Origin of the sequence: Caloranaerobacter sp. TR13, assembly GCF_001316435.1 — a bacterium.
Lineage (GTDB): Bacteria > Bacillota > Clostridia > Tissierellales > Thermohalobacteraceae > Caloranaerobacter.
Map to the genome: position 1 here is coordinate 24,169 of NZ_JXLL01000019.1, position 6,296 is coordinate 30,464.

7 protein-coding genes are annotated in these 6,296 nt (G+C 33.3%); all 7 read right to left on the reverse strand.

Annotated features, from left to right (window positions below; translation table 11 throughout):
* Positions 1–49: 49 nt before the first annotated feature.
* Complete coding sequence (locus TR13x_RS09845) at positions 50–670, reverse strand: class I SAM-dependent methyltransferase (RefSeq protein ID WP_152912144.1); 621 nt, start codon at positions 668–670, stop codon at positions 50–52.
* A 142-nt stretch (positions 671–812) separates the two neighbouring features.
* Complete coding sequence (locus TR13x_RS09850) at positions 813–1,790, reverse strand: RnfABCDGE type electron transport complex subunit B (protein WP_152912145.1); 978 nt, start codon at positions 1,788–1,790, stop codon at positions 813–815.
* 27 nt (positions 1,791–1,817) lie between these two features.
* Complete coding sequence (gene rsxA / locus TR13x_RS09855; RefSeq protein ID WP_082394857.1) at positions 1,818–2,402, reverse strand: electron transport complex subunit RsxA; 585 nt, start codon at positions 2,400–2,402, stop codon at positions 1,818–1,820.
* 14 nt (positions 2,403–2,416) lie between these two features.
* A complete protein-coding gene (gene rsxE / locus TR13x_RS09860; protein ID WP_054871766.1) occupies positions 2,417–3,028 on the reverse strand; it encodes an electron transport complex subunit RsxE in 612 nt (203 codons plus the stop codon).
* A complete protein-coding gene (locus TR13x_RS09865; RefSeq protein WP_054871767.1) occupies positions 3,028–3,567 on the reverse strand; it encodes an RnfABCDGE type electron transport complex subunit G in 540 nt (179 codons plus the stop codon). Before TR13x_RS09865 ends, rsxE begins: the two co-directional genes overlap by 1 nt.
* Positions 3,567–4,487: an RnfABCDGE type electron transport complex subunit D gene (locus tag TR13x_RS09870; RefSeq protein WP_054871768.1), complete on the reverse strand. Its 921-nt coding sequence runs from the start codon at positions 4,485–4,487 to the stop codon at positions 3,567–3,569. The genes TR13x_RS09865 and TR13x_RS09870 overlap by 1 nt, the downstream gene beginning before the upstream one ends.
* A gap of 15 nt (positions 4,488–4,502) precedes the next feature.
* On the reverse strand, positions 4,503–5,834 hold the full coding sequence (gene rsxC, locus TR13x_RS09875) for an electron transport complex subunit RsxC (RefSeq protein ID WP_054871769.1): 1,332 nt from the start codon (positions 5,832–5,834) through the stop codon (positions 4,503–4,505).
* Between the last annotated feature and the right edge of the window lie 462 nt (positions 5,835–6,296).

Sequence of the window (6,296 nt, forward strand, 5' to 3'; positions counted from 1 at the left end):
ACCCATACAAATATTATTAAATCAGACAAGGGAACAGGCACATTGTCTGCTATTTCTTATTTATTATAATTATTTTTTTTACTATGTCTAACCATAAATCTTTTACCTGTATATTATTGAAGCCTGCTGTTTCAATATTAGATATAGTTTTTCTATTAATATTAGCACCAAATGTCCTTACCACGATTGGATTAAATATATCCATCAAAGCTGCAATAACTTTTCTCTCACTTCTTACATGTTCAATCATCACAATCTTACCATTGGGTTTACACACTCTTCTTATTTCCTTTAATCCTTTTATTGGGTCTGGAACAGAGCAAAATACACAAGTTGTAAAAACAGAATCAAATGTATTGTCATCAAAATCCATATTTTGAGCATCCATATATATTAATTTGATTTCTTTGTTAAGCTTTTTGGCTTTTCGCCTTGCTTTTTCAAGCATCTTACTGCTAAAGTCTATGCCTGTTACATCTAAATTTTTAGGATAATACTCAATATTTTTTCCTGTTCCAACTCCAACCTCTAAAACTTTACCCTGCAGTTCTTTAATAGCATCTTTGCGCCAATCTGAAAGTTTTGATGCTTCCATTGGTTTTTCCATTAAATCATATATCTTTGCAAATCTATCGTATCTTTTACGTATTATTTCAGTTCTTTTATCCAATTTCATACCTCCCTTAAACTATTAATATCATTAAACCAGAGCAATATTTATGCCAAAATTGAACTCATAATCATATATTTTGTATGTTTAAAATATAAAATTAGAGAAGAATGCATAAAAGACACACTCTTCTCTTAATTTTTTATTTCATTTCTATAGCATCTTTAGGACATTTTTTTTCACAAATTCCACAGCCAATGCATTTATCATCTATAATTTTGTGTACCTGTTTTAATTCTCCTTCGATTGCATTTACGGGACAATTCTTAGCACATATAGTACAGCCAATACACTTTTCATCAATTATTTTTGCTTTCTTCTTTTTGCTTGTATCTTCCCAAATAGCATTAGTTGGACATTTTTCAGCACAAATTCCGCAACCTGTGCATTTATCATAGTCAATTATTGCTAAATTGTTTTCAACATGTATTGCATCAAATGGACAAGCCTTTTCACAAATTTTACATCCTATGCAGCCTACTTTACAGTTTGCTTTTACTTCCTTACCAAAATCATTACTATTACAGTCCACGATTACTCTTTGACTGTATGGTACTAAACTAATAACTGATTTAGGACAAACATCTATACATTTACCACAAGCAGTACATTTATCAGGATTTATTTTTGCAATACCATCCTCAATAACTATTGCTCCAAAACTGCATGCATCTATACATGTTCCAAAGCCAAGGCATCCGTAATCGCAGCTTTTATTTCCTTTGCCTAATTTGGCAACAGCTCTACAATCCTTTATGCCATCATATTGATATTTTTCACTAGTATGGCAGCTCTTTCCTTGACAAATAACTCTTGCAACCTTTACTTCACCATCTACATCTACAGCTATACCCATTATAGCAGCTATCTTTTCAGAAACTTCAGCTCCACCAACTGGGCAGCCATTAGCAGGAGCCTCACCTTTAACCACAGCTGAAGCAAAACCATCACATCCAGGATATCCACAAGCTCCACAATTAGCACCTGGTAACACTATACTAATTTCTTCTACTCTTGGATCTACTTCAACTGCAAATTTCTTTGAAGCATAGGCTAATCCTAAAGCAAATAATACACTCATCACTCCCATACTAGCAACAGATATAATTATGATATTCATTATTTAATCACCTCCTAATTCCATTAACTACATTGCTATCAATCCTGAAAACCCTAAAAATACCATTGAAAGTATTCCTGCAATCAACAAAGTTATTCCCGCACCTTCAAGAGCTTCTGGAACATCAGCAAATTCTAATTCTTCTCTTATTCCAGCCATTATTATTAAAGCAAGGGTAAAACCTACACCTGCGCCTAGGCCAAAAACTGTACTCTCGATAAGATTATAACCCTTAATAGGTATATATAATGCCAATCCTAAAATTGCACAGTTAGTTGTTATAAGTGGTAAAAACACACCTAGTGCATCATAAAGGTATGGACTTACCTTCTTTAGAACTATTTCAACCAATTGAACTAATGATGCAATAACTAAAATAAATGACACATATTGTAAAAATCTCGATAAACCAAACGGATCTAAAATATAGTTTTGTATAAACCACGCAGCAATAGCTGAAAGTGTCATTACAAATGTTGTAGCTACACCCATTCCCCCAGCAACTTCAACCTTTTTTGAAACCCCAAGGAATGGACAAATACCTAAGAATCTAACTAATACAAAGTTGTTCACTAATGCCGTTCCAATAAAAAGTAATATTAATTCTATCATTTTTTCACCTTCCTTTAATGGCAGCATGTTTCAGTAGCTTTTTGTTTACTGAATGTATTAATTATTCCCAATAAAATTCCCAGTGTTAAAAATGCTCCTGGTGGTAAAATGAATATAATCCAAGGTGTAAAGTTAGCACCCATAACCCTTAAACCAAATATTGAACCCATTCCTAATAATTCTCTAATAATTCCTAATACAGTTAAAGCCCAAGTAAAACCTATTCCCATTCCCAATGCATCCATAAGTGCAAATCTTACAGGATTTTTAGATGCAAAGCCTTCGGCACGACCTAATATTAAACAATTTACAACGATTAGTGGTATAAATAAACCTAATACCTTCTGTATATCTGGGAAAAATGCAGCCATAAACAAGTCAGCAATAGTTACAAAGGTAGCTATAATAACTATAAATGAAGGTATTCTTACCTTTGAAGGAATATAGTTTTTTATCATAGCCACAATAACACTTGAGCATACTAGTACAAAAAAGGTTGCTAGGCCCATAGCCAAACCATTTATAGCTGTATTTGTAACTGCTAAAGTAGGACACATACCCATCAGCTGACGGAATACTGCATTTTCCTTCCATAATCCTTTAATAAATTCCTTCCACATTCTCATTATTTGCCACCTCCTGTTTTATAAGCTTTTAAAGCTGCAGGAATCGTTTTCTTTAAAATATTTGAAACTGCATTCGAAGATATTGTGGCACCTGTTATGGCTTCAATGTCTTGTTTTGCTACAAAATTATCTTTAATTGATTTTCCTTTAAACTGATCCTTAAACCAATCTTCTTCGATTCTTGCACCAAGCCCAGGTGTTTCAAGATGACTTAAAATGGTCATACCAGTTAATTTTTCTTCTTTGGTATCCAATCCAACCATCATCTTTATATCCCCCTGAAATCCTCCACCTTCAGCTACAAATGCTATTCCAACCTCTCTGCCGTTCTCATCATATCCAATAAATATCCAGTCATTATTTTCCATCACTTTATATGAGCTAGCCTTGGGAAGTACTTCTAAAATAGCTTTTTTCTGATTAGCTTCAGCAATTTCATTAATCTTAGGCTCAGTCCATTTAAAAGTTAATGCTAAAACAAGTCCTGAAACTGCACCAACAATCAAAAGAACAATGACCATTCTTGATGTACTATTCATTACTTTGCCACCTCCCCAAAGATTTTACTTCTTGTATATCTATTTATAATAGGAGTTAATCCGTTCATAAATAATATCGAATAAAGAACACCTTCTGGATATCCACCATACACCCTAATAATAACCAAAATTATACCAGCACCTATTCCAAAGATCCATCTTCCCTTTTTAGTAATAGGGGTTGTAACCATATCGGTAGCCATAAAGAAAGCACCTAACATTAATCCTCCAGATAAAAGATGGAATATTGGGTCTTGACCTAATAACAATGTCATAATAAAAACTGTCCCAAGATAGCTTACAGGTATTCTCCAATCAATACATTTTCTATATAGTAAATATAGTCCTCCAATTAAAATGAAAATTGCCGATGTTTCTCCAATAGAACCCCCAACATTTCCTATCAACAAATCGAAATAATTAGTTTTGATTCCTTGCATTTTAAGCAGATTTAATGGAGTTGCTGCACTTACACCATCCAATGGTGCAAGCCATTCTGTCATTTTTACTGGAAAAGTTATTAAAAGAAAGGCCCTACCTATCAATGCAGGATTGAAAATATTTTGACCAAGTCCTCCAAAAACCATTTTTCCTAATCCTATAGAAACTACACCTCCAACTACTGCCATCCAAATTGGAAGATTAGGTGGTAAGGTAAGTCCAAGTAATAAACCAGTAACCAATCCACTTCCGTCTCTAAGAGTTATAGGTTTTTTTCTTACTTTTTGAAAAATAACCTCTGTAATTAATGATGACGAAATAGTAGTTAACAATATTATTAGAGATTTAAGACCAAAGAAAAATATTCCTGACAATACAGTTGGTATAAGTGCAATAACTACACTAAGCATGATTTTAGTAACATTATCTCTATCTTTAATATGAGGAGAAGAGCTGACAACTAACTTAATATTGTGCATTTATTAGAACCTCCTTTATTTGTTTCTTTTCTTAGCTAAAATTTCGCCTTTAGCTAATCTAATTCGCTGCACTAAAGGTCTTTTAGCAGGACATATAAAAGAACAAGAACCACATTCAATACAGTATAAAGCACTATATGCTTCGGCTTCATCCCATTTTGATTTCTGTGAATAATTCGCAATTTTTATTGGCAATAATCCTACAGGACATACGTCTACACATCTAGCACATTTAATGCAAGGCTGTTCTACTTCTGAATAGGCATCTTTTTGTTTTAATACCAAGATACCAGAAGTTCCCTTTATCACTGGCACTTCATCAGTATATTGAGCAAATCCCATCATTGGACCTCCACTAATTATCTTACCAGGTTCACCAGAATAGCCTCCACATTGTTCTATAATTTCTTTAAATAGTGTTCCAATTTTGACGATCAGATTACTTGGCTGTACTATTCCATTACCGGTAACTGTTACAATTCGTTCAATTAACGGCATACCTTTTTGTATTGCATCTGCAATAGCTGCTGCTGTACCAACATTGTTAACTATAACTCCAACATCCATTGGAAGTGCGCCTGCAGGAACCTTTCTTCCAGTAATAGCATCAATCAGCCTTTTTTCTCCTCCTTGAGGGTACTTTGTTTCTAGTACTGCCAATTCAATATTTGGTTTCTTAGCAACTATGCTTCTTATATTTTCAATAGCATCTGGTTTATTATCTTCAATGCCAATAATTCCTTTATTTGCATTTACAGCCTTCATAATTACTTCTAGGCCAAAAACTACTTTTTCAGGATACTCTACCATCAATCTATGGTCAGCTGTTAAATAAGGCTCACACTCTGAACCATTTAGTATAATAGTATCAATTTTTTTCTCTGGCGGCGGTGATAACTTAACATGAGTAGGGAATGCGGCTCCTCCCATACCCGTAATACCTGCTTCTTTAATAATCTCTATGATTTCTTTACTAGTTAGATTGCTAAGCTCACCTTTTGGTTTTATACCTTCATAAATCTCATTACTTCCATCAGATTCTATAATTACAGTCATTACTTTTGAACCTGTTGGAGTAGGCAGTGGAGTTATTTTTTTAACTATTCCAGCTACACTTGAATGTACTGGTACTGAGACAAATGTCTTTGCTTCTCCAATTTTCTGCCCAATCTTTACCCTGTCACCAACCTTTACTATAGGTTCACAGGGAGCCCCTATATGTTGTTGTAAAGGAATATAAACTACCTTAGGTGAAAGAGCATATTCTAAAGAAATTGATTTGGTCAGCTCTTTTGAATACGGTGGATGGATTCCACCTTTAAAACTCAATCTCTTTTTTTTATACATTATCTCACTCCTTAATTCATAAAGTATAATTATTCTTGTATACATAATACAAGTTTTAGTAAAATTTTTTAATGTGATTAATAATCTAGTGCATATATTATGCCAATAAGAATTACTACAAAATTCGACAATTAAACAAAACTAAATACGTTAGCTGTAGCAAATGCCTCTATTATTGTGTGATATGCTACTTTTTGATAACTTTAAACATCTATTGTATAACCAGCTTGCTTTTAATTTTTCTACGTCTACTTCATAAGCTAACTCAACTACTGCTTTCTTGTCTGAAACACTAACCTGTGCTAATCTGACAAGGGGACAGGTTTATTGTCTGCAAACAAATGTAAAGTAATGTTTCCTATCATCGTTCAAGAAATTATGTGCATTTTTATAAAGTCTTTATACTCATTGACATTTTAACATTTCTTAACTGTGTTTTCTTTTAATCAATACTACTGACTC